Origin of the sequence: Maribacter antarcticus DSM 21422 (assembly GCF_000621125.1) — a bacterium.
GTDB lineage: Bacteria > Bacteroidota > Bacteroidia > Flavobacteriales > Flavobacteriaceae > Maribacter > Maribacter antarcticus.
This window is the reverse complement of record NZ_JHZC01000006.1, coordinates 148452-171272: the sequence shown is the minus strand read 5'-3', so window position 1 is coordinate 171272 and position 22821 is coordinate 148452. Positions and strand designations below refer to the sequence as shown.

Here is a 22821-nt window from a genome sequence, read left to right as displayed (position 1 = left end):
TTAAAAAAAAGATATGAAAAGATTAATTTTTATCTTGTCCGTAGGTGGAATTTTATTTTCATGTGATAATAATGACCATGATAGCATCGTAATAAACGAAGAGAATTTTTTAATTTTTGGTCACTTCTTCGGAGAATGTGGTGGAGAGCGTTGTGTCGAGACATTTAAGTTAACCGATGAAAAATTGTTTGAAGATATCAATGATGACTATTTCGGAGAAAACTTAGAATTTGAAGAATTAGGAAATGGACTCTTTAAACAAGTTAATGATTTGTCAAATTCTTTTCCAAATCAACTTATGAGTGAAAGTGAAACTATTTTAGGATGTCCTGATTGCGCTGATGGTGGAGGAATATTCATACAATACTCGGTAAATGGTAGCGAAAGAAGTTGGAGAATTGATCAAAGAAAAGTGAATATACCAAGCTATTTACACAATTTTATAGATGAAATAAATACGAAAATTACACTTATTAACAACCAATAAAAACTGCATGACCCTTTTTATGGCTCAGAATATAAGTTTCATTTGTATGGACACCTCGGAAGTTCAATTAAACGTATTTTTTGAATATTTTAACTAGTATAATTAATCCTACCTTTATTTAGAATGTACTGCTAAAAGTAAGAAACACCTTTTGTGTATTGTTAACTACCGGTTAATGGAGCTTTTACTCGTACCTAAAAATTAAGATAGTGCACATAAAGACCCTTTTGAGTGTTTATGTGCACTATTGATTAAGCATAAGCAAACTAAAAAGGGTGTATATGAGTATCTTTTGAGTAAATTTATTATGTAAAATAGTTTGCAGCAACTCAAAAAGATGAAAATACAGAAACTTTATGCAACAAATAGTGAACGCTTAAATTCAAGTTTAGGAATATTAGTTGTGTTCTGTGTTGTACTATATAGTTTGGCTATTCTCCAAGACTATGTTTTCTCCAAGGTTCAATTAACAGGCTTTTATTGGTATGAGACGATGCTTTACAATATTTATTGGCTTTTATTCATTCCATTTATACAAATTGCCAATTATTTTTATTCTAAAGCTCAACCCAAATCATTGACCAACAAAATACTTTACGCTTTAAGTACAGGGTTCATGTTTAGCCTATTACATATATTCTTTTTTACTTCAATTTTTATATTAGTAAGCAATCTTATTTTTTTAGAACCGCACCGATTTTCTAGAATACTTAAAAATGTTATTTCTAACCAGTTGTATTTAACAATTATTGCATATTTATTTAGTCCTTTCGTTTATGAATACCTTAAAAGGAAAAGGCGATTGAAGAAAGACTTACCAACTCAAAGAACCATTACAGTTAAAAAAGGAACTCGAAGAATAAAAATTGATATTGCTACAATCCTATTTATTAAAACCGACAGACCTTATACAACGATATATTCTAATAATCAAAATTTCCTACACGATGAGAGTTTGAAAAAACTTGAAAAATTATTGGACACTCTAATCTTTCTTAGGGTTCACCGTTCGGCAATTGTCAATAAAAAACACATAACCGAACTGAAATCAAGAAAAAACGGTGATTACGATGGAATTCTAACTAATGGACAATCTGTTAGGTTTAGCAGGCATTATCGTCAGAACTGGAATGAATTGTTAAACCACTAAGCTTTAAAACCACTCCAGTCAGTCTATTTGAGGGTAATTATCTTTTCAAAACATTAAATTTTTTGGACTTTCGATGTTCATTAAAATTTAGTAAAATGATTAATAAGAAATATACCGTAGCGTTATCGACTGCTGTTTTGTTCATTGCCCTCAATGCTTGTTCACAATCGGCTAAAAACCATGATGCGAAATTAGAAATAGAAATTACCCCAGAAAATATTACTCAAAAAGATTGTAATTGGTGCGGAACTTTTGAAGTTCCGGAAGACGTTTCTTGGAGGACCATTATCTCTCCAAAAGGTGAACCGGGAGACAAACTTATTATTTCTGGAACTGTATATTTCCCAGATGGTGAAACTCCCGCAAAAGATGTTATTGTGTACGTTCATCATACCAATAATAAAGGGGTCTATCCTAAAAGAGGAAATGAAAAAGGGAATGGCACATACCACGGATACTTGAGGGGATGGATGAAAACCGACGCCAAAGGCAGGTATGAGTTGGAGACAATTCGCCCCGCTCCTTATCGCAGTCACGACGGAGAACCGGCACACATCCATTATAATATTGAAGCCCCTGAATATCCTGAATATTGGCTAACCGGATTATGGTTTTCTGACGATCCTAGAGTGACGAATGAATACAAAAAGAACATCAAAAGAAACGGAGGGTTTTCCAATATTATAACCTTAACAAAAAATGAGAACGGTGTTTTAAGAGGAACAAGGAATATTAAACTGGAAAAATTTAAAAGCTGAGGAAATGAAATCAATATCATTTATAAATAAATCGATTTGGACTACCTCAGAAACAAGTGTCAGTTTTAGCTTGCTTGTATTAAGAATCGGAGCAACATTTTCAATGATTTACCTACATGGGTATCCAAGGCTTGTAAATTTCTTTGATATTAGCTCAGAATTTGCTGACCCCCTAGGAGTAGGCTCTGTCACAAGTTTAAGTCTTGTGGTGTTTGCCGAATTCTTTTGTTCGTTGTTTTTAATAGTTGGGTTGTTTACAAGGTGGAGTTGTATTCCGTTGATTGTTACTATGATTGTAGCTACTTGGGTAATTAATGGAGGGAAAGGTTTTATTTATCAAGAAAAGAGTTTTATTTATTTAATTACCTACGTCAGTTTATTAATAAACGGAGGAGGTTACTTTTCCTTGGACTATCTCCTTTTAAGTAGAAATACTAAAACCCAAACTTCTACCAAAAATGTTTAACCGTAATTCCAAGGGATTCGATTACTTTAGAATCCACTTGTAATTACAAACGTCTGTGTTAAATTCTAAAAATAAAATGTATTTCTACTGTAACTGACTGTTAGACGAAAACGATACGAAAGTTCAATTAAACCGAATTACCACTTAATTAAACTAGTATATACAAGCCCAGCTATATTTAGACTTTCTAAAAAATATGATTAGTTCACTTTTGAGCACCGTTTTAATGAACAATTTTATTTTCGGAAATGGTGAATTATCAGAGTTACAAAGAAGAACGGCAAATAAAACTGGACTCGCTTTAGTAACAAACATTCTAGACTTGTTCATTAAAACTACCGTTCTTAGAGGTAAATACAGGTGGGTATATTTTTTATATAGAAGCTTTCTGTAATTACATTTTGCCATTATATGATGATGCACAACACATCTTAAAAGGTGAGTCCAAATTTACAGACCCAATACGTATTTTAAAATCAAATGATTCCTTATTAATTCTTGGAATTTTACGATTAAAAGTAATTGTCTACTTTTAATGACAACATTTTGACTTTTAGAACAACGCGTACCAAACTTAAAATTTCCTCCCGGAATGACCCAACGTTCGTTATGGAAGAATCAAAAGCAAAAGAATCTTAAAACACTGATTAATGAAAACTATTCATAATGTGTTTATTATGGTATTTATTTTTCTTTTAATTGTATTGTTTGCAACTTCTTTGTAAGGACAGGATACGGCACCCAGAATTAAATACTTTACATTAGATGGTCTGTCACAAGTATCTACCAATGACCTAATGTTATACAAACCAAGCTTTGTTTGGGTTGCCATGTTGGCTTCCCCATAACTGTAGGCTTCCCCGATTTAGGAAACCTACAAATTGAACAAATAATTATTGTTTATGTCAGGTTTGATGAAGAATTTAAATTCTTTATCAAACCTGACATGTATTCTTTTGGCGATTTATGCGGATGGTTGAAATTATAGTCCTCCCTCCAGTTAACATTTATCTTTTGAAACCACGCCATAAATACCTTAGATATAAATGCAGGCCCGTTGTCGCACCTGACATATTTAGGTGTTCCTATTTCTACTTTGAGGTTTTCCAATGTTTCCACTTACGCTCTGGCCGGGTACGAAAGGCCTATATCGATAGCAATGGCTTCCCGGTTACAATCATCTATGACATTGAACACACGTACTTTCTTCCATCAATAAGCGCATCGCTCATAAAATCCATACTCCAGCATTTATTGAGGACCGATGGGGTTTCCAAAGAATGTTTTATACGCTTTATCAAACGCTTCTTATGTTTACGCCTAAGACTGAGCTTCATATCCCGATATATTCGCAATACACGCTTTCTGTTTCTTTTTAAGCCTTCTCGACGAATCTTGTGATAATACTCATCAAAACCTCTAGTGGGATAAGCTTTGGCCAGTTCGGTCAGCTTATCGATAACCTCACTGTCGTCTCTTTTGCTCTGGTAATACCACATAGACCTACTTAAGCCTGCGACCTCACATGCACGAACGATGAGAACCAAATATTCTTTGATGAGATACTTCGCCTATACTCTCTTATAGGAAGGCCTTAGAACTTTTTTGACAATACGTCCTTTAGCATCCTATTGTCAAGACTAACATCGGCATACATGTGTTTGAGCTTATGGTTCTCTTCTTCAAGTTCCTTCAGAAATTTTAACTGTTATTGTTCCATACCGCCGTACTTCTTGCGCCAGTAATAGAATGTGCTTTTGTCGATACCCGGTTATCTCGATACGCCACCTACCGACCTTCCTTGTTCATTTTCCTTTAGAGCCTTGATAATCTGGCTTTCGCTAAACTTGCTGCTTTTCATGATGACAGTTTGAATTTAAAGTTAGTAAATTCGAATTATAAACTGTCCTAGTTATGGGAAGTCCACATTTACAATTAGTTGAACTAGTATACCTAAGCCCACCATTAATTAGGCAACAAATAATTAGTTCATCATATTCCTGAATCAGGTCTTCCTTTTAATCGAATATCAATTCTTTTTTTCTTGGTAGTTAATCGTTTCATTGCATCCATTAAGGCTTCATCTTTTGTCTTTTTATAAATTTCGTTGATAGCTAAAATAAGTCGTTTGGCCTCTCTTGAGGCCGTCACCCTATCACTAGTAGTCATATTACTCATCTTAGCTTTTTCAAATTCTAATGCTTCTTGTAAAATATCCATTACTATATTGTTATTTTTAACTTCGGTAAATATAATTAAAACAAAAAATATACTTCAAATTTTGTTAATTGATTGTTTTGGGAGTATTATAAACAATCTCATCCATAATTTAACTTTTAAAAATAATAATGAAATTTTTTCCTTTTCTAATCCAAAAATTCCTGTTTTAGCATTAGTAAGAAGTAGAATCAACACCTACGTTTCCGTATACGGCTTTAATAAAAAGTGCAGAAAAATAATACATTTCGGATTGTTTTTTCAAGTTCATGACCTGGAGGCCGGTGATAGTGATTCCTTTCTCGCTACATTAGTACAATCAAGCAAAACAACGGTTTAGTTTACATAAAACAATTGTTTTATGTCTATAAACAGTTACGATTGAACACGAAAGTGAACGCGTTTTAAAATACGATTTGTCAACAAGAAACAATTTCTCCGCTCCAAAAATATATACTGCAAAGGGTGTCCTTACCAAAAGATGGTGTGTTTATTTTTCATTTAGAAACCCCATTTCTAAAAAATTGGTTCGAATGAAGAATATTTATGAAAAAGCAAATAATTTTAAGACCAAGTTGATTTTGTTTTACCAAAGAAAGTAGCTTCTCTTCAATACCTTTTATCTCTTTGTCCAGATGCTTGCGGTTACGTCTTAAAGAACGGAAGACAAACTTTGAAGGCAATCCTAGCACCGCTGCGCCATGCATCTTGTTCTTGGTTGCCGTTCGTTTCTTTAGATAACTATCAAGTAATCTGAAAAGCTGTAAACATTCGCTCTGGCCCTCCGTAAAAGCTGAGTAAATAGGGACTTCGTTTAATATAGCGTATTCACAAATGGCCTTGGCATCGCTCTTGTACGTTTTCGCTTTGGCCAAGTTCATCTGTATAAAAACGCTTTACGGATAGTGGGTTTACAACAGACACTATAACTTCGTTTTTGTAGAGAAACTGTGCAATCCGATAATGATAATAACCCGTAGCTTCCATAACTACAAGACTATTGGTAGGTAATTGTTTCAATAGCTTCTTGAATCCCGTTTCATCATTCTTAATTTGTACATGGCTACTTTTACTACGAAAACAATCAAAAACATCTTTACTTATATCGACTCCGAAAGTTTCTTTATATTTATTCATAAGTACTGATGAATAAAAGAACGAGCTACTTAGGCACACAACAACTTGAAAACGAAATCTTGGTCTCACAGAACTTAAGGTGGTTTACGTGGTAAAAGAGAGCCCATTATCAATGTTGTCGAAATCTAGAGCTTCACCGTATATACTAGTCATAATTCTCTCTTTTGTTCTTTCTGATTTATATCCTAAAAGTTAGGGAATCAAACTTAAGACATGTGTAAAGAATAGCTAAAAACGGCCTTTTGAAAGTTTTGAATTTATTTACGAAGGCCGTTAGCAAACAGTTGAAAAAAATGACGCAAAAACAACGAAAACTCTTCTATCTGATAATATTTTTTCTTGGCACCATTCTAATGGTTTTTCAAATACAAATATTTCAAAATATAATAATTGATTTATCTATCTTATTAGGAATTACATTAGTTGACGGAAGTATTGTATTTATTCTTGATTTCAAGAATTATAAGATACCTTATGATTATATCTTTGTACAATGCATTCGTCCGTTATAAAACATATAAAAAATTACGTCAGTCCTACCCCTATTGATCTCCAATTATTTACTTCAGATTTAAATGAAATAACGGTGAGTAAAGGTGTTTTTTTACTAAAACCAGGCACACACGTACAACATGAATATTTTGTTACAAAAGGCTGTTTAAAAGCTTATTACGTGGATCATAAAGGAAAAAGACATATTATCCAATTTGCTGTAGAAAATTGGTGGATTGGAGATTTTGATGCGTTTAATAATAGAGAATCTTCTAAATTACATATCGAAGCTATTGAGGACTCTCAATTGCTATCTATTAATTATGATTGTTTACAACATATTTATAAAGAGGCACCCATATTTGAGCGGTACTTTAGGATTTTAACAACCAATGCCTTCATTGCTCAAGGCAAACGTATATTGTCTGCACAAGAAAAGAATACACGGGAGCGCTATCTCGAATTCTGTTCCTCGTACCCTAATATAGAACACAGAGTAACAAATTATGATATTGCAAACTATTTAGGAGTCACTCCAGAGAATTTAAGTAGAATTAAAGTAAGTTAAACATATCCTAATTGATATAGATCAATGTTATTGTAGTTATAAGACTGTAATTTTATTGAAATATATTACATATAAATTATAACATGAGCAAACAACGTTTATTAACACCATATACTAAGAATATTAATCTAAACAACAGGGTTGTTATGGCGCCTATGACCCGCAGCAGAGCCGATAATAAACATTTAGCACCAACAGATGAACTTCATGGTTTATATTACGAGCAACGTGCATCGGCAGGATTAATCATTACAGAAGGGGCTCAAGTGTCTACTAAGGCTTCTGGTTACATCCATACTCCGGGTATTTATTCAAACGAGCAAATAGAGGGCTGGAAAAAAGTAACGCAACGCGTTCATGACAAGGGGGGTAAAATCTTTATTCAGTTATGGCATGTAGGGCGAATGTCTCACCCCGATTTTCATAATGGAGAATTACCTTTATCCGCTTCGGCTATAAACCCGAATTCAAAGTCGTATACGCCCGAAGGATTTAAAGAAACTGTGACGCCTAAAGAAATGACTATTGAAGAAATCAAAGAGACCGTTAAGGATTTTCAAAATGCAGCTATAAATGCGGTTCAAGCAGGTTTTGATGGCGTAGAAATACATTCTTCTAATGGCTATCTATTTCATCAGTTTTTTAATGGAACTTCTAATAAAAGAACGGATAACTACGGTGGAAGTATCGAAAATAAAACGCGTTTCTTTTTTGAAGTTTTAGATGCCATAAAAGAAGTGATTGCACAGGAAAAAATTGGTGCTCGTTTTAATCCTTCACTAGATGGTTTGTTTGGTATGACGATGGATAAAAATACCATCCCAACATTCGAGTATATTATTAAAAAATTAAACGATTATAATTTAGCTTACGTGCATCTATCTGAACCTTTTACAGATGTTTCAGAGCTCTCTTTTGCAGTTCCAAAAATTGCTAAACATTTCCGCCCTTTGTACAACGGAACGTTAATGATTAACACTGCTTTTGATCAAGAAAAAGGAAATAAAATAATCGAAGAAGGTCATGCAGATTTAGTAGCTTACGGCAAGCCATACATTTCTAATCCAGATTTAGTAGAACGTTTTAAAAACAACTTGGATTTAGCAGAATGGGATGACGACACGTTCTACACAACTGGTGCAAAAGGGTATATCGATTATCCAATAGCATCCAAAGAAATAATTTAACTTTTAAAACACACATTATGAAATTTACAAGAAAAGCTAAGGCAGAATGGAAAGGTAGTGGAAAAGAGGGACAAGGACACTTAACTACAGGAAGTAAAGTTCTTGATAAAACACAATATTCGTTTCAAACCAGGTTTGAAGATGGAGAAAAAGGAACCAATCCTGAAGAATTAATAGGAGCAGCACATGCAGGTTGTTTTGCTATGCAATTAAGCTTCTTATTAAATGAAGCTAATTTTATAGCAACAGCTTTAGATGTAGAGGCCACGGTTACCTTTGAAGATGGGGCCATTACAAAAGTTAACTTAAATCTAGAAGGTGATGTACCCACTATTGATGCAGAACAATTTCAGCAAATAGCACATAAAGCGAAAGAGGTTTGCCCAATATCGAAAGCACTACACACAGAAATTGAATTAAAAGTAACGTTAAAAAACGCATAATAATGACAACCGCAACAGTAAAAGCATATGGTGCAACAGCATCAACAGAAGTTCTAAAACCTTTAGACATACAAAGACGCGCTGCAGGTGCAGACGATATTAAAATTGATATTTCCTATTGTGGTGTATGTCATAGTGATATACACACGGTAAGAGACGATTGGAAGGGATCAACCTATCCAGTGGTACCTGGACATGAGATTATTGGTCGTGTTGTCGAAGTAGGTGACAACGTTAATTCACATAAGATAGGCGATTTAGTCGGGGTGGGTTGTATGGTTGATTCTTGCCAAACCTGTTCTTCATGCGAACAAAATCTAGAGCAATTTTGTGAAAAGGGCGCAACATTTACCTATAATAGTAAAGACAAACATATCGAAGGTTCACAAACTTATGGAGGCTATTCAACATCTGTCGTCGTTGACGAAAAATTTGTACTACGTATCCCAGAAAATTTAGACGAGGCTGCAACAGCACCTTTATTATGCGCAGGAGTAACCACATGGTCACCATTGCGTCACTGGAAGGTTAAAAAAGGAGATAAAGTAGGGGTCATTGGTCTAGGAGGATTAGGACATATGGGCGTTAAATTTGCGAATGCATTAGGAGCACATGTAGTCATGATTACAACATCTCCAGAAAAAGGAAAAGATGCGAAACGATTAGGGGCTCATGAGGTTTTAGTCTCCAAAGATCAAGACGACATGAAAAAACACCAAGGTAGTTTTGATTTTATTTTAAATACCATTCCTGTAGGACATGAAATGGATCCCTATTTAGGATTACTTAAAATTGATGCAACAATGGTTTTAGTTGGCGCAGTAGAGCCTTTAAAACCTTTTCATGGCGGAAGTGTCATTATGGGACGTAAGCGTATTGCAGGTTCTCTAATTGGCGGAATTAAAGAAACACAAGAGATGTTAGATTTTTGTGGAGAACATAATATTACGAGTGATATTGAACTTATCGACATGCAAGATATAAATACAGCTTACGAGCGTGTTACTAGTAATGATGTTAAATACAGGTTTGTAATTGACATAAAATCACTTAAATAAATTTTTTTATTCTATGAAATTATAGAACAGCATCTAAATTTAATTTAGGTGCTGTTCTTTTTTTAGGATAGTTTGAGTTTAAAGTGAGTAAATTAATATTTTTAACTGTCCTAGTTATGAGGAAGCCTACAGTTGGTGTAATACCGTTTTTAAGTTAAAAATCCGTCCGTTACGATGATCAGGAACAAAGCAGTCTTCTTGCCTATCCCTTGTACGCTAAGTAATAAGGTGGGCTTGATACTGGTCCTCTTTTACTGGCGAAAGTATCTTTGCTTCAATCGCTTTTATCTTAACATCATAATGCTTCCTGTTTCTTCTTAACCATCGATATGCGAATTTTGATACTATACCTAAAACCGCTTCTTAGTGTATTTTATTCTTTATGGCCGAACCGTATTTTATAAAATTATCCAGTATTCTAAACAACCATAAACATTCATACTGTACAGCTGATGATAGACTTTTTAGGAATTCCTTACACCCCTGTTCATGCTTCTTAATTGTAAATGGCCCTTCAAACTAAAATAACAATCAAAGACATCTTTACTAAGGTCAACTCCGAAAGTTTCTTTATGTTTATTCGTAAGGGCTATTTTATGATAGAACTGGCTACTTAGTCTCAGAACAACTTAAAAACAAAAGCTAAAGTATCATAGAACTGAAGGTGGTTTAAGTAGTAAAAGAGAGCCAATTATCAATGTTGTCGAAGTCTAGATCTTGACCTCATATACTTACCTTAGTTCTCTCTTTTGTTCTTTCATATTTTTATCCTAAAAGTTAGGGAATCAAACTTAAGATGTGTGCAAAGAATAGCTAGAGAGTGTTTAATCATTACCTCTGAAATTTTGCCGAATTTCCTTAGCGAAGTACCTTATTGTTATCTTAGTACCTAAGCAACAAATCATATACCAAACGTTGTGGTTAACAGTGAATAGAATGAGAATAAAAAATAATATTTTACGATTAATTGGCTTATTTGTTTTACTAATTGTTTTTGGATGTAAGCCACAACAGAGCACAAAATCAATAGAGGCAGATGTCATTATATATGGAGGCACCTCAGCTGCTGTGACGGCTGCTGTTCAAATCGCTAAATCGAACAAATCAGTTATTATAGTTTGCCCCGACAAACACTTGGGAGGAATGACATCTAGTGGACTTGGATTTACAGATACTGGCAATAAAGATGTAATCGGAGGGATTACAAGAGAGTTCTATCAACGAGTATTTGAAAATTATCAAAAAGAGGATGCCTGGAAATGGCAGGCCAGAGAAGAATATGGTAATAAAGGATAGGGAACTCCTACAATTGATGGAGATAAAAGAACCATGTGGATATTTGAGCCCAGTGTTGCTGAACAAATATTTGAAGACTTTGTGAAAGAAAATAATATTCGGGTAGATAAAGACCGATGGCTAGATAGAGAAAATGGTATAGAAATGAATAATGGTAAAATAGCTTCTATTACGATGTTAAACGGCAAAACGTATAAAGGCAAAATATTTATCGATGCTACCTACGAAGGCGACCTTATGGCCGCAGCTGGTGTAAATTATCGTGTTGGACGAGAGGCAAACAGTGTTTATAATGAAGAATGGAATGGCATACAGGTAGGTGTTTTACATCACGGACATCATTTCGGCAAAAGAAATATAAGCCCTTACACTATACCTGGTGATTCTTCCAGTGGCGTTTTACCAAGAATTTCGACCAGTAATCCTGGAAAAAAAGGAGATGGCGATAATCAAGTTCAATCCTATTGTTACAGAATGTGTTTAACAAAATTAGAAGCTAATCGAGTGCCTTTTAAAAGACCAAAAAATTATGATTCAACCCAATATGAATTATTAGTACGAATATTAGAAGATGGGTGGAATGAAACTTTTGACAAATTTGATCCTATACCTAATTATAAGACAGATGTCAACAATCACGGACCATTCAGTTTTGATAACATTGGAATGAACTATGATTACCCAGAGGCCACGTATGAGCGAAGATTGGAGATTACCAAAGAGCATGAGACTTACCAGAAAGGTCTACTTTATTTTTATGCAACCGATTCACGTATACCCACTGATTTGCAAATAGAAATGAATAAATGGGGACTTGCAAAGGATGAGTTTACCGACAATGGAAACTGGCCTTTTCAGATTTACGTAAGAGAGAGTCGAAGATTAATTGGTGAATTTGTGATGACCGAAAACGAATTACTGGGAAAACAAAAGGTTTCAAATCCGATTGGAATGGGTTCTTACACCATGGATTCTCACAACACTCAGCGATATATCACCCCCGAAGGCTATGTTCAAAATGAAGGTGATATAGGTATACATCCGGAACAGCCATACCAGATTGCCATGGGTTCCATCATACCTAAAAAAGAAGAATGTCGAAATTTACTGGTACCTGTTGCGGTTTCAAGTTCGCATATAGCATACGGATCTATTCGCATGGAACCTGTTTTTATGATAATTGGCCAAAGTTCAGGAATAATTGCTTCAATGTCAATAGAAAAAAATAGAGATATACATGAATTGGATTACAATGAAATAAAACTAAAACTAATTAAAGAAGGACAAATTTTAATCTACAATAAGGAGTAGCACCTTACCACAACATGTTGTAAAAGTTATGGCAGCCAAAAAATAAATATCAAAGGTTGTAGCACGCTCAAACATCATCTCGGTTTGATTGGAAAGTGTTACGCAACGTGCCACTACTTATATCATTTACCTTTCGTAATAATTAGAAAGGATACGGACCTTTCAATCAATTAACTAAAGTGAAACGGCAACTAGAAGACTTAAATCTCTTTCAAAAAATCAAATATTAGCATTATACTTTTTCCTAAAATCCATAGGCGTAATTCCTTCTTTCAATTTAAATAGTCTAGAGAAATACGCATAATCATCATAACCTAAAATTTCTGCAGTAGTGGATAATGAATTTTTAGAATGGACTATGTGTCTCTTTGCCTCTAATAATAAACGTTCAGTAATAAATTCTGTGGTTGTTTTATTTATAGTAGCTTTAGTAATTCTATTTAAATGCTTCGTTGTTATACTTAACTTATCCGCATAGAAATTTGCTGATTTTTCGGTTTTATAAAACTGCTCAATAGTTTTTTCTAAATTATTAAATGTTTGAAGGTATGATGAAGATAATACTTCTTTTCTGGGTTCAATAGCGCTATAGATTCTTGATAAATCGATATAAACTAAATTAATAAGACTTACCAATTTTTGATTTTGATAAGATAATTTTTTGTGATATTCATTATTTATTTCTTTAAAACGCAATTCTATTTCAGTCCGCTCTTCAGAAATTAGAAGCAGATTTGGAGGATTCTTATAAGAATAGTAGAACGGGAATTGTGATAACTCTTTGTTTAAAAAATAAAACTTATAAAAATCTTGAGTATGAAAAAAAATATATCCTTTAGGCGCAGAATCAAACTTCCAGCTATGTGTTTGTCCTGGTCTCAAGAAAAATACACTTCCAGTTTTTACTTTATATGTATTAAAATCAATTTCATGTATTCCGTTACCTTCAGAAAAGAAAACACACAAAAAGAAATTGTGACTATGAGACTTATGAACAATTGCCTTATTCTTTTTTAAATGTATACCTAAGTCATTACTATAAAAATTAATTAAGGATTTTTCTTCCTCAAACTGTTCAATATTTAATACTGGTAGATTCTTCATAAATAAAATAATGTCCTAAATATACAAATACTGGAGACAATTGTACGAATACTAATCTCTTTAACTGCTCTATATTTGAACAGTTAATTGTACGTCTTTACTTATTTAAAATAAGTAAGCTAAAAAAAATACACCTTTTTGACAAAGAGGTTTATTTAATATATCTTCTGGTATACAGGCTATTAATAATAATAAAAAAAATGATGATGAAATTGTTAAAAGGGACTAAGATTTACAGTATTCTAACTGGTAATTGTCCAGTGTGTCAAAATGAAAGAATGTATACCAAACGTAATCCATATGATGTAACAAGTACACTAACTATGGAGGAACGTTGCAGTCACTGTAGCACAAAGTATAAAATAGAACCCTCTTTCTTTTACGGAGCGATGTATGTGAGTTATCCTGTTGGATTAATTTTTGCAGGAATTGCTTTTATTCTTTCATACCTCGTTTTCAATTTAAACCTAATACAAACATATTTAATTATCGTTCTGGTAATGTTTGCCACATTACCCATAATTCTTAGGTTATCAAGAAATATTTGGATTAATTTATTTATGACGTACGATAAAACTAGGTCTATAAAAAACAGAAGTGTTCCAAAGTTTGTTTCACCGAAAAACGCTAGTATTAAGTAATAACAGCCTTTTTGTATCAAATATTTTTTTGGTAATCAGAAAAGAATCTTTGAATTTTGTCAGAACGAAATTCAACATGGAGGAGCAGACACTGGGTATCGTTCTTATTTAACGCGTTTCCCTTACCAAAATTTCGCGGTAATTATACTTAGTAATTTGGCCGAATTTAACTCCCGTAGAATAGCACACAAAGTAGTAGATGTCTATCTAAAAGATAAATTCAAAACTGAAGATAAATAAGAAGAAGTTAAAGAAGAAAGCACATCAGAAATCATTGCTTTTGATCAAAATATAGCTGTGACCTATGTTGGTGATTTTAAATTACAACTAGGGTTTATTATTACAGTTAGTGCAAATGACAGTTAATTAGCTGCGCTAGTAACAAGCCAATCAGAGGTTTCATTGACACCAATATCAACAGCAGAATATAAGGTCGAAGGAGATGAAGCAAAAATTAAGTTTATAACGAATGACGGAAAAAATATTGAACGTATCAAACTTCACCAAGAAGGTCAAATAATGGAAGTGATACTGGGAGAAGCCTCGGACAAGACTTCTGTGAATCTATCAGATTTTTCTGGAGAATACCATACCGAAGAGTTATCAACAACATATTATTTTACTATTATTGATGATACCCTCGATGCGAAACACAGCAGATTAAGTGACTTCAATTTGTATCCAATAAAGGACGATATTTTTAACGGTGAAGCTAGGTTTTTTGGATAAGTCAAATTTATTAAAGATAAATAATATGGTAACAAGTTGTAAAGCATCTACTGGTCGAATTCGAAATTCGTATTTTTAAAAAGCAAATTAATCAACTGCACACAATTAAGAAGGAGGTAAAAAACAACTCTTTTCTTCATTAATTCAGAACACTAGTGTTTTAAGCACATAGATTCACTTCAATGATTCTTTGAGCTTTTTCATTTATGATTTTCAACTACTTTACTCGCAATACAGAAACGTAAGTTTCATCATATGGTCTGCCAGGTTTGGCTATAGCAAAACTTTGTTTGAGTACCTTTTTCGATACTACTATCAAAGCAAGTTTCTTGCTCTTGCCCTTGTTCACGATTCGCTCATAAAGTTACCGTCGTGCCTTGTTGTGCTTACAAACGAAACAATCCTAAAAACAATAGATTACGGAGTTTTCTGTTCCCAACCTTACTTCATCCTTGCCCTACCTCTGACACTGCTGCCAGACTCTCTTGTTGTTTGTGTAATACCTACTAACTGCACAGCTGTAATCCCTTTTCACACTTCTTAAAACCATCTGTACAGACAAACAAAAAAAAAGCCGTCCTGATTCTGATACCAGGGATGGTGGTAAGTAAGGTCAACTGAAGTTGTTGGTTCTGTTTTACCAAAGAAAGGAGCTTCTCTTCAATACCTTTTATCTCTTTGTCCAGATGATGCTTACAGTAACGTCTTAAAAAACGGTAGACAAACTTTGACGGTAACCCTAAATCCTCTTCACCATGCATCTTGTTCTTGGTAGCCGTTCGTTTTTTTAAGTAACTACCCAACAATCTAAAGAGCTGTAAGCATTCGCTCTGAACCTCCGTAAGCGCAGTATAAAATGGCACCTGCTTTTGTATGGAATATTCACAAATAGCCTTGGCATAGCTCTTATCGGTTTTTACCTTGGCCAATTTCATCTGGATAAAACGCTTTATGGATAGTGGGTTTACAACAGATACGATTACTCCGATTTTGTGAAGAAACTATGCAAACCGATAATGATAATACCCCGTAGCTTCCGTTACCATAAGACTATTAACCGGTAATTGTTTCAATAGCTTCTTGAATTGTAAGTGACCACTTTCACTTGCATAAACATCAAAGACATTTTTACTAATGTCAACTCCAAAAGTTTCTTTATATTTATTCATAAGTACTGATGAATGAAAGAACCAGCTACTTAGGCACACAAAAACTTGAAAACGAGATCTAGGTCAGACATAACTTAACGTGGATTAATTCGTAAAAGAGAGCCAATTATCAATGTTGTCGAAGTCTAGCGCTTCACCGTATATACTAACCATAATTCTCTCTTTTGTTCTTTCTAATTTATATCCTATAAGTTAGGGAATCAAACTTAAGACGTGTGTAACGCATAGCTAATAAAGCCCTTTTGAGAGGTTTGTGTTTATTTACAAAGACGGTCAAATTTTTAAATTTGACTTTTAAGATTGATATGTTAAAAACAAAATATAAAAATTCGGCTCTGTGTCTATCTGAAATATTAGCGTCTTTTTAAACGCTACGTTTCATACACAAACTGTTACGCACAAGCTCAAAAAAGAATTAAACAACCTCAATATATGAACATTTCAGTAGCTCAATTTCAACCGAAAGATGGAGATAAAACATACAACTTATCGGTAATGGAAGCACTTACGGAAAAAGCAAAATCCAACGGAGCAGACTTAATCAGTTTTCACGAAATGTCAATAACAGCTTACACCTATACCAAAGATTTAAGTTTAGAACAGGTAACGGACTTAGCGGAGGAAGTTCCAAACGGAAAAAGTACTCAGAAATTAATTGCGATTTCCAAAGAATTGAATATTCCGATTTTGGCAGGTTTGGTTGAAAAATCGGATGGGAAAATATACAATACTTATATCTGCGTTACGGGAGATGGACTAGTCGCAAAATATCGAAAAATACATCCTTTTATCAGCAAATATATGTCTGCTGGAGACGAATATTGCGTATTCGATTTACTCGGTTGGAAATGTGGAATTTTAATTTGCTATGACAATAACGTAATAGAAAATGTTAGAGCAACAAGTCTCTTGGGAGCAGAAATAATTTTCGCACCCCACGTTACGGGCTGTACGCCATCCGCAATGCCGCATCGTGACTATGTAGCCGACAAATATTGGCAGAATCGTAAAAACGACCCTGTTTCATTACGATTGGAGTTTGACGGACCAAAAGGTAGGCGTTGGTTAATGCGTTGGCTACCTGCAAGAGCTTACGACAATGGAGTTTATTATGCGTTTACAAATCCAATAGGTTATGACGGCGAACATTTAAAAAACGGTAATTCAATGGTAATTGATCCATATGGAGAAGTATTGTCCGAAATAAAATCCTTTGAAAACGACATTTCGATTTCAAAAATCACAAAAGAAAAAATCAAACTATCGGGAGGTTGGAGGTACAAAAATGCTCGAAGACCAGAACTTTATAAGTACATAATTGGCCAAAATCACGAATCGGACACAACACCCGTATGGATGAACGAGAAAACGGAGAAAAATTGAGAAATGCCTGTACACCACAAAACCTAAACCTAATGCGGACTTTAAGGCTAAATCGAAAGGTCTGTACAGCAAACTATGCACGCTAAAAATTCAAGCCGAATATAGTACTGTTATACATATTCATTTCTTTAGGTTTAGGTAGTGACTTAAATTTAATACTGGAGAACAATTTCTATCATGCTTTTATGATTACCCTAAGAATAAGATGCAAAGACAATCTTAAACTAAACCCACTACTTAATAAAAAAAAGATGTACGTCTTAGCGGTATCTATGACAGCACCATTAATATCCTACGTATCTCATTTGCTACCCATTACTACTTTTAAAGAAGTGGGGTTTGTAGTAAAAACCTTAAAAGTGTCTCCCAATTGTTAAGTGAATCTCTTGATTTTAAGACAGTATTAATAAGGTTTCATTATTAAACCTTTAGACTGTCAGCGAACGTTTAAAACAAGTATATGAGTACAACATTTTTGAATACCAAGTCAAGAGGAATAACCAAAACAGTAGCTGAATTCTCGAAAAAGGACGGTCAAAGCAACAGGGAGTTCCGTAAATTTATTAGTGAACAAGTGGTGGAACATAGAAAAGAAGGAATGGACGTGTTCAAGTCTCCAAGACCAGGCGATGACCGAAAGAACGAATAACAACCTATTTAGAACTTAAAAAGAAGTAATTAATAAAGAACTAAAAGGCTATTTAGACTCCCTAAATTGCCTTTTAGTTCTTAAAATAAAAAAGTATTGAAAAACTATGATATGTGACAATTTAAAACCGGTAATTAAAAAAAGCTATTCTAATTCTAATACCAGAGATGTTGGTAAGTAAAGTCAACTGAACTTGTTGGTCTTGTTTTACTAAAGATAGGAGCTTCTTTTCATCACCTCTAATCTCTTGGTCTGAATACTCAGAATTTCGTCTTAAAGAACCATAAACAAACTTTCAAGGCGACTCTAAAGTCTCTTCGCCATACATCTTTTTCTTTATAGCCGTGCGTTTCTTTAATTAACTATCAAGTAACTGAAATTGCCCTAAACACTCATTATGGACATCTGTAAGAGCTTTATAAACTGGTGCTCTGTTAATTTGGGTATATTTACAAATAGCCTTAGTATCGCTCTTATCCATTTTTACCTTGGCCAATTTCATCTCTATAAAACACTTTACTCGTAAGAGATTTACAACAGATACCACTACCCCATGTTTATACAAAACTGGTCATGACGTTAATGGTACTGCCTCGTAGCTTCCATCACCACAACAACATTTGAAGGCAAACTTTTCAAGAAACCCTTAAAACCTACTTTAATATTTTTAAGTTCAATTACTTACAGGCAAACATTAAAGAAAAATAATTTATTAGCATTTAAAAAGTAGAAAAAATCATTGAAAACTTTACGGAAATGACTGCGAAACAACACAAAAAAATAGACAGTCTAAATATCCGTTTATGAAATCTGTTTTTGAATTTAAAGAAAATAATAGCTTCAATTTCAATAGCGACTTTATATAAGAACTGAATAAAAAATGTTCATTAGAAATTGAACTGAAATAATTATTCAACGATAGAAAGTTAAGGATACTTAAAATATCAATTTATGAGAATTCAAATCTTAAAAATGGAAAATTTATTTGGTAATAACTGAAGCACTGTTTGTGCTCCAAATAAAAAACCAACTTACAGAAAGAACTTATAAGAAAAATAGCTCTTTTCTGATTTAATTTGAAACACGATTATACTAAGCACATGGATTCAATTAGTTCTATTTTTTTTAAGGGATACTGCTGAAATAGGCAGGTTGAAATAAAATATTGTTTCTACATTAGGAATACTTTTTACGTATACTTTTCCATTATAATGAAAAATAATTTTTTTAACCATGCTTAATCCAATTCCTGCAGATTTAGTTGATTCTATTGCTTCAAACATGTTGAATATTTTTTTGTGGTATTTTTCGTGTATTCCAATCCCATTATCTGCGATTGAAAAAATATAATCTTTCTGGGTTATTTCACAGGCTATTTCGATAAGACCAGTTTTTTTGTCAATATGGTTTAGAGCATTTCCTATTAGGATTTTAAATACCTTTTCCACCATATTTCCATCAACAAATAAAGTAGGCAATTCATTTTTTATTTTGATTGTTACAGCAGATGGTTTGTGGGTTTCATTTATAATCTGCGTTACCATAGTATTACTATTTACTAATTTATTTTTAAAAGTCGCCGACATGATATTGTTATATTGTTCTAGTTTTGCTAATAATAAATCCATCTTTTCTATTCTGTCCTCCATCAGTTGAAAGTTAATAGTAGAATCTTGAAAATTATTAGTTTCATCCCAATCCTCTTGAGACCAAGTTAATAGATCTGAAATATTTCTTAAAGAAGATTTTAATTCATGTGAAATTAAATGAGAATAATTATCTAGTTCAATTCTCTGGTTTTGAAGAATCTCAGATAATGCACCAGTTTTAGCAATAATGTTTTGATCTATTATTAATTTTTTCTTGATTTTATTTTTAACAGCATTCAACAGATCGTCTACATTTGTAGGTTTGGTTAAATAATCTTCAGCCCCTAGATTCATTCCAATTCTAATATCTTCCTTTTCTGCTTTTGCTGAAAGAAATATTAATGGAATACTCACCGTTTTATTATTTGTTTGTAGTTTTTCAAACATTTCAAAACCGTTAAGCTCTGGCATAAGTATATCTGAAACAATAAGATCTGGCTGCTCTTTTAGAGCTAATTTAAAACCGATTAATCCGTTTTCAGCCTGAAAAACCTCATAACCCTCCAAGAAAAGAATATCATAAATCTCCTCTCTAATCGCTAAGGTGTCTTCTACAATTAATACTTTATACATGTTGTTGTTTTAAAATCTTTATAATAAAGGATGTTCCATTTCCGAGGGTACTATTCACAATTATCTTTCCTCCTATTGCATCTATTGCTTCTTTTACAATTGTTAAACCAAGACCAGATCCCTGGATTAAATCCACATTCTTTCCTCTAGAAAAAGGCTTAAAAATAGTTTTAAGCTCTGCTTTGGAAATTCCTATTCCATAATCTGTTATCGTAATAACGGTGTGCTCCTTTTCGGAGGACAATACAACAGTAATATTTTTAGTGGTTGGAGAATACTTTACAGCGTTACCTATTAAGTTGATAAAAATGTTTCTACCTGATTTTTCATCAATAAAAATATCAGTAGTTTTTAGACCTTCCACATCAATTAGCTCTATATCGTGTGATTTTTCACAGGCGCTAGAAACTTCGTCAATTATTTCAGACATAAAGTCTCCAAGATTTATATCTATGGGATGTTGTATAATTTTACCTGCTTCAGCCTTACCAACAATTAAAATATCGTCTAGTAGTTTTGTCATATGCAAAACCTGATCTTCTATTTTGTCTAGTTTTTTTTGTACTAAAATTGGCTCCATTTTAGCCCAGTATTTTTTAATAGAGCCTGCAGCAAAATTAATTGATGATAACGGAGTTCTAAATTCATGTGAAGCCGTTGAAACGAATCTCGATTTTAATTCGTTTAATTCTTTTTGCTTTTCTAAGGCTTGGTTTAATTTTAAGGTTCTTTCATTTACCTTTAATTCTAACTCGTTACGATAACCATCCAACTCAGTGATATCTTGTCCTACTCCTAATACACCCGTAATTTTTCCTTTAGCATCACGACGTGTACTTGAGTTTAATAATACCATTACACGCTGTCCATCTTTAGCAAATAGCGGGAATTCATAGTTGGCAGTTTCTTGACCAAGCAACGCATCGTCCAATACTTTTTTAACCGACTCCCTATAATCTTCGGTGATGTAGTTTTGCACCAAATCTTTCCCTAATACTTCGTCTTTTGTAAATCCAGTAATTTTTTCAGAAGTCTGGTTCCACTCATTAACAAGTCCTTTACTATCGATACCAAAAATAGGCGCATTCGCTGTATCAATTAATAATGTCAAATCATGCGCTACACGTTCCATTTCAGAACGGTAAACATCAAGTTCAGTTTGAAAGGCAAGTTCTTTGTTAGCAAGGATTAATTCATTTGCACGTTTTTGTTTCTCTTTGTTGGCTAAAATTAACTCATCTGCCCTGTTATCTTTCTCTTTGTTCTGAAAAGCAAGTTCGGTATTAGCGATGGCTAATTCATCTGCACGTTTTTCTTTCTCTTTATTTTGAAACGCAAGTTCGGTATTGGCAATATCTAATTCATCTGCACGCTTTTCTTTCTCTTTATTTTGAAAAGCAAGTTCGGTATTAGCGATATCTAATTCATCTGCGCGCTTTTCTTTTTCTTCGTTTTGAAAGGCAAGTTCGGTATTAGCAAGTACTAACTCCTCTGCTCGTTTTTCTTTCTCTTTATTTTGAAACGCAAGTTCGGTATTAGCGATATCTAATTCCTCTGCACGTTTTTCTTTTTCATTGTTCTGGAAGGCAAGTTCGGTATTGGCAAGTATTAACTCTTCTGCACGCTTTTGTTTTTCTTCATTCTGAAAAGCAAGCTCTTTATTGGCAATATCTAATTCGTCTGCTCGCTTTTCTTTTTCTTCATTTTGAAAGGCAAGTTCGGTGTTGGCCAAGACTAATTGGTCTGCTTGTTTTAAAAGAACTTCTTTTTGTGTAGTTTGAGTGTTGACATCAAACATAATAGCGACATATTTGAATATTTTTTCATTTAAATCTTTAAAAGGCATAATGGTTATATCCATCCAATAGAGTTGTCCACCTTTTTGCTTATTCAATACTTCACCTTTAAATACTTTTCCAGAACTAATAGTTGATATCATATCAGAAAAAAAGACGTCAGGTTGTTTTTGGCTATTTAATATACGGTGATTTTGGCCTATTAATTCTTCTCTATGGTATCCGTATAGTTCACAAAAGTTGTCGTTAACAAACGTAATATTAAAATTAGCATCAGTTTCAGAAACAATAGCTGCTTTATTTAAACAACTATTTTGTTGTTCTAGCTCTACTTTAACAGCAGCCAATTCATTTGTACGCTTATCTTTCTCTGTATTTTGATATGCAAGTTTTTTGTTGGCTAGGACTAATTCTTCTACCCGCTTTAAAAGGGATTCTTTTTGCTGATTTTTGGTGTTGACAACAAACATAATAGGTACATATTTAATTAATTTTTCTATGACTATAAGACAATGAAATTTTCTCAATTTCACATTATCACTACAAGGATGCAGACAA

At 33.4% G+C, this 22821-nt stretch carries 16 protein-coding genes and 3 pseudogenes; 13 read left to right on the top strand and 6 right to left on the bottom strand.

The features are described 5' to 3' along the window. The first annotated feature begins 13 nt into the window (after positions 1-13). From Q360_RS0105905 to Q360_RS0105890, 4 genes are all read left to right on the top strand, one after another. On the top strand, positions 14-487 hold the full coding sequence (locus Q360_RS0105905; protein WP_027076270.1) for a hypothetical protein: 474 nt from the start codon (positions 14-16) through the stop codon (positions 485-487). Between the two features lie 337 nt (positions 488-824). Next, positions 825-1637, top strand: coding sequence for a LytR/AlgR family response regulator transcription factor (locus Q360_RS24470; protein WP_156950019.1), 813 nt, complete (start codon positions 825-827; stop codon positions 1635-1637). Positions 1638-1732: 95 nt separating this feature from the next. After that, on the top strand, positions 1733-2395 hold the full coding sequence (locus Q360_RS22440; RefSeq protein WP_051554584.1) for a dioxygenase family protein: 663 nt from the start codon (positions 1733-1735) through the stop codon (positions 2393-2395). A 4-nt stretch (positions 2396-2399) separates the two neighbouring features. Then, positions 2400-2861, top strand: coding sequence for a DoxX family protein (locus Q360_RS0105890; protein ID WP_027076268.1), 462 nt, complete (start codon positions 2400-2402; stop codon positions 2859-2861). Positions 2862-4853: 1992 nt separating this feature from the next. Here Q360_RS0105890 and Q360_RS0105875 read toward each other — a convergent pair. Both Q360_RS0105875 and Q360_RS27575 read right to left on the bottom strand, forming a co-directional pair. Then, positions 4854-5081 carry a hypothetical protein gene (locus Q360_RS0105875; protein WP_027076266.1) on the bottom strand — a complete coding sequence of 76 codons (228 nt, stop codon included), beginning with the start codon at positions 5079-5081 and terminating at the stop codon, positions 4854-4856. A gap of 572 nt (positions 5082-5653) precedes the next feature. Further along, positions 5654-6215, bottom strand: a pseudogene (locus tag Q360_RS27575) (IS110 family transposase); the annotation flags it as partial. 493 nt (positions 6216-6708) lie between these two features. On the opposite strand from Q360_RS27575, the gene Q360_RS0105850 reads away from it, so the two are divergent. The 5 genes and pseudogenes from Q360_RS0105850 (at position 6709) to Q360_RS22425 (ending at position 12570) form a co-directional block, all read left to right on the top strand. Further along, positions 6709-7275, top strand: coding sequence for a Crp/Fnr family transcriptional regulator (locus tag Q360_RS0105850; RefSeq protein WP_027076261.1), 567 nt, complete (start codon positions 6709-6711; stop codon positions 7273-7275). Positions 7276-7358: 83 nt separating this feature from the next. After that, positions 7359-8462 carry an alkene reductase gene (locus tag Q360_RS0105845; RefSeq protein ID WP_027076260.1) on the top strand — a complete coding sequence of 368 codons (1104 nt, stop codon included), beginning with the start codon at positions 7359-7361 and terminating at the stop codon, positions 8460-8462. Positions 8463-8479: 17 nt separating this feature from the next. Continuing rightward, positions 8480-8905, top strand: coding sequence for an OsmC family protein (locus Q360_RS0105840; RefSeq protein WP_027076259.1), 426 nt, complete (start codon positions 8480-8482; stop codon positions 8903-8905). Between the two features lie 2 nt (positions 8906-8907). After that, positions 8908-9963 carry an NAD(P)-dependent alcohol dehydrogenase gene (locus tag Q360_RS0105835; protein ID WP_027076258.1) on the top strand — a complete coding sequence of 352 codons (1056 nt, stop codon included), beginning with the start codon at positions 8908-8910 and terminating at the stop codon, positions 9961-9963. A 936-nt stretch (positions 9964-10899) separates the two neighbouring features. Then, positions 10900-12570, top strand: a pseudogene (locus Q360_RS22425) (FAD-dependent oxidoreductase). Between the two features lie 219 nt (positions 12571-12789). Here Q360_RS22425 and Q360_RS0105825 read toward each other — a convergent pair. Further along, positions 12790-13674 carry an AraC family transcriptional regulator gene (locus tag Q360_RS0105825; RefSeq protein WP_027076257.1) on the bottom strand — a complete coding sequence of 295 codons (885 nt, stop codon included), beginning with the start codon at positions 13672-13674 and terminating at the stop codon, positions 12790-12792. 200 nt (positions 13675-13874) lie between these two features. Here Q360_RS0105825 and Q360_RS22420 point away from each other — a divergent pair, with 200 nt between their 5' ends. Both Q360_RS22420 and Q360_RS0105815 read left to right on the top strand, forming a co-directional pair. Continuing rightward, on the top strand, positions 13875-14315 hold the full coding sequence (locus Q360_RS22420) for a DUF983 domain-containing protein (RefSeq protein WP_316931500.1): 441 nt from the start codon (positions 13875-13877) through the stop codon (positions 14313-14315). Between the two features lie 402 nt (positions 14316-14717). After that, positions 14718-15044, top strand: coding sequence for a hypothetical protein (locus Q360_RS0105815; RefSeq protein ID WP_027076256.1), 327 nt, complete (start codon positions 14718-14720; stop codon positions 15042-15044). 217 nt (positions 15045-15261) lie between these two features. Here Q360_RS0105815 and Q360_RS27570 read toward each other — a convergent pair. After that, positions 15262-16213, bottom strand: a pseudogene (locus Q360_RS27570) (IS110 family transposase). Between the two features lie 432 nt (positions 16214-16645). Between Q360_RS27570 and Q360_RS0105805 the strand changes: the two are divergent. Both Q360_RS0105805 and Q360_RS0105800 read left to right on the top strand, forming a co-directional pair. Beyond that, entirely contained in the window at positions 16646-17596 is a 951-nt protein-coding gene (locus Q360_RS0105805) for a nitrilase family protein (RefSeq protein ID WP_027076255.1), read from the top strand. A 460-nt stretch (positions 17597-18056) separates the two neighbouring features. Further along, positions 18057-18245 carry a hypothetical protein gene (locus Q360_RS0105800; protein WP_027076254.1) on the top strand — a complete coding sequence of 63 codons (189 nt, stop codon included), beginning with the start codon at positions 18057-18059 and terminating at the stop codon, positions 18243-18245. Between the two features lie 1106 nt (positions 18246-19351). Here the strand turns inward: Q360_RS0105800 and Q360_RS0105790 are convergent. Continuing rightward, entirely contained in the window at positions 19352-20467 is a 1116-nt protein-coding gene (locus tag Q360_RS0105790) for a sensor histidine kinase (protein ID WP_027076253.1), read from the bottom strand. After that, a complete protein-coding gene (locus tag Q360_RS22405) occupies positions 20460-22733 on the bottom strand; it encodes a PAS domain-containing sensor histidine kinase (protein ID WP_084273368.1) in 2274 nt (757 codons plus the stop codon). The genes Q360_RS0105790 and Q360_RS22405 overlap by 8 nt, the downstream gene beginning before the upstream one ends. Between the last annotated feature and the right edge of the window lie 88 nt (positions 22734-22821).